The sequence below is a fragment of the Bacteroidales bacterium genome (assembly GCA_017521245.1).
Taxonomy (GTDB): domain Bacteria; phylum Bacteroidota; class Bacteroidia; order Bacteroidales; family G3-4614; genus Caccoplasma_A.
This window is the reverse complement of sequence record JAFXDI010000029.1, coordinates 1-2,844: the sequence shown is the minus strand read 5'-3', so window position 1 is coordinate 2,844 and position 2,844 is coordinate 1. Positions and strand designations below refer to the sequence as shown.

At 35.8% G+C, this 2,844-nt stretch carries 3 protein-coding genes; 1 reads left to right on the top strand and 2 read right to left on the bottom strand.

Translation table 11 applies throughout. The features are described 5' to 3' along the window. Positions 1–310: 310 nt before the first annotated feature. A complete protein-coding gene (locus tag IKK64_05655) occupies positions 311–724 on the bottom strand; it encodes a DUF4372 domain-containing protein (GenBank protein MBR4119550.1) in 414 nt (137 codons plus the stop codon). Positions 725–1,122: 398 nt separating this feature from the next. Between IKK64_05655 and IKK64_05650 the strand changes: the two genes are divergently transcribed. Continuing rightward, positions 1,123–1,824 (top strand): WD40 repeat domain-containing protein, encoded by a 702-nt coding sequence (locus IKK64_05650; GenBank protein ID MBR4119549.1) that lies wholly within the window; start codon positions 1,123–1,125, stop codon positions 1,822–1,824. Positions 1,825–2,107: 283 nt separating this feature from the next. Here the strand turns inward: IKK64_05650 and IKK64_05645 are convergent, their stop codons facing one another. Continuing rightward, positions 2,108–2,581, bottom strand: coding sequence for a hypothetical protein (locus IKK64_05645; protein ID MBR4119548.1), 474 nt, complete (start codon positions 2,579–2,581; stop codon positions 2,108–2,110). Positions 2,582–2,844: the final 263 nt, after the last annotated feature.

Genomic DNA, 2,844 nt, shown 5'->3' with positions numbered 1-2,844 from the left:
TTGATGACGAGGTTGTTGGTCATCGTTCCACACCTCGGCAAGTAGTTTATCTGTAGATTTTGTCGTAGCGCACCCCATTAAAAGTAATGCAGTGATGCAAAATATCAAGTTTCTCATAACATTGCTGTCCGGTAAAAGTTCCGGACGATTATTATAAAGTTTAACAATTAAAACAAACTTGGTTCGGTAGAACCATCAAGTTCATTGACAATATTGTAGTTAGGTTTTGCAAAGAGGTCTTTAAGATTGGTGGTATCTGTCAATGAGATACTTACAATCTGCAGCTTCTCGTAGATAGAGCGCTCTATGTTCAGCTTGAAGATATCAACGATTCGACATCGTTGAGCTTCTGCGATGACCTTATAGGCAAACTCCTCGAAGATGCGATAGTCGCGCTTGGTGTTGGCATCTGCAAGAGTGCTCTTGGCAGCGTGGCAGCGTGCATACCAAATCCAAGGTGATATGCTTTGGATGCATGAGCCTGGGTTGCCAGGACAACATCACGAAGACTTTCACGGTTGGAAAGCTGACCGAACATCAATACGCAAAGTTGGTTATAGAAGGTGAACTGCTTGAGATATTTGTCTCCACCATATTTCCTTGCGAGATAGTTAAAATCGTTGCGATCGAGGAAGTCTAAAAGCTGCGCAAACACGTATTTTCCTTTATGCATATGCCATTCTACGTTAGTCTGCAAAGATAATTTCAAATCGGCGCGCGCCAAAACCCATGTAACTACCTAACTTTCAATATTTTCAAAGAACTTTTATGAGTTTTTACCGGATACTAATGTCATAATATAACTTTTACCCCACTAAAATAATATTTTGTTTATTACAAAAATAAATAACTTTATTCAAAAACACTCAGACAGCCACAACTATTTCTGTCTGTCGCGGATTAAAAATGTCTCTGATACTTGTGATATCTTAAAATTTACGTCTGTTCCTACGTCGCAGTTCCCAAAAGAACTTACCTTGGTCCTATTTTTGATTTCTTGATTTTATTAATAAATTAGCAAGGTTGTCTCTAAACGTTAAAATTTTAAGACATCAACTACAAAATTGATACAGAGGACATGGAAGACATATAGATAGTATTGAGTTTAGTAATGATAGCAGTATGCTGGTTTCAGTATCCTCTGATGATTGTACTATAATTTTATGGTGCACCGCAACTTATGAGCAAATTGAAACTATACCGAAATATATTAATCCAGAAATCAGGGAAGATGACTGCAAACCTCTATATGCCCGTTTTAGTCATAACGATAAAAAAATATTGATACGGTATAAATATTTTGTTTGCTTATGGGATTTGGAAACAAAATCATACGTCTCTCACCATTATTGCGGAAGTAAGTTTAAACCATGGGGAGATGTTTTTGTAAATGAATCTAATCAGGTTGAGGTGAATGAATTCCCTATTGACATAGAACCATATAAGATGGCACATGTGGTATCCCCAAATTATCAGTTTCTTGCTGTTCATTCTGATAAACAGATTAATATTTATAATCTTAAAAATAAATCATTGATATCTTCAAGAGATATTGATTATGAATACGATGAGACTTCGTCGTTTTTGAAATTCTCATCAGATTCAACCTTGCTGCTAATTGCAAATCGCAAAGTTGTTTCTGTCTGGGATATGCATTCCGATGGTCCTATACTAGTTCTTGATAAACTGGACCGTGTTCATAGTACAGGTATTTGCTCTGAATGTGAACTTTTGTATATAGCTTCAGGAGAAAATATTCTGATTTTGGAGCATAAACCTTTGCAAAAACTTATTAATTACATTAGAATGAAATTTGGTTTATAATGTAGTTTCTGATATAGTTACACAAATTGCCAGGGTGTGCCGTAGAAACCTCCCTTTCGGAAGTTCTCTCGCACACTATCTCGGACAGCCCTGCCTACCTTTACAGGTAGTACTCTGTTGGTCAGACGGAGGAGTTCTTGCAGTTTTTTTTGGACCTCTTGTTGTAAATTTGGGGCTGACATTTTGATTGTTCTAAAATTATATTTACCTTTATGCAAAATAGATGGAGGTGCTTAACAGGCGCGATAACTTCAAGCTGCGCACATCTATATTGGATCTATAGTTACGACTGTAGATCCATTTTTTTAAATTTAGAAATGATTGCTTCCTCTCCTTTCTCAATCTCTGCAGCGGTGATAAGTACTGCACTATCATTTTTTACAACATAGCAGCTCTCAATAATACCTCTTTTAAAATCATCTTGTCTCCACAAGATTTTTTGTGCAAGTTTAGCACGATTGTACCTCGGTTTGTGCATATCAAGATCGATAACAACAACTTTACAATTTTGTAAAATAGCGCTCTTAAACCCTGAAGTCACACCTCTATCTCCCCTAATACCTTTTCTATCTGCAAGAAGTCCATCTATTAGATATTCTGGATTTTTAACACCGTCTTTTAAAATGTGTCCTCTAATGTAGATTTTTGTGTTAGGGAAAGACTTTAAGATACTTTTTGCAGCTCTCACATTATCTAGTAGTTCGGACTTATTTGCTTCTGGATGAATTGTTAATCTCCTGTTGATGTCTTTTTCCAATTTCCTATCTTACCAACGTTTACGAATCTCATCTTTTTCGGCATCAGTCTTTATCTTTTTTTTTTGTACTTCTTGTTGTAAATTGGGGGCTGACATATTGCTTTTCAAAAAAAAGTATTTATCTTTGCATTGGTGTTGAAGCCGTAACAGACTTCTGTACCTACCAAGCAAGAGTAGATGTGAAAAGTCTACTCTTCTTTTTTATTTGTAAAGGATATTAGTTTGTTTTTCCATTTTACAATTATAATTCTCTTCTTTTTAGA

Bases quoted from the DNA above. Each gene is read 5' to 3' on its own strand.
- IKK64_05650 (MBR4119549.1), top strand. From the start codon at position 1,123: ATGCTGGTTTCAGTATCCTCTGATGATTGTACTATAATTTTATGGTGC.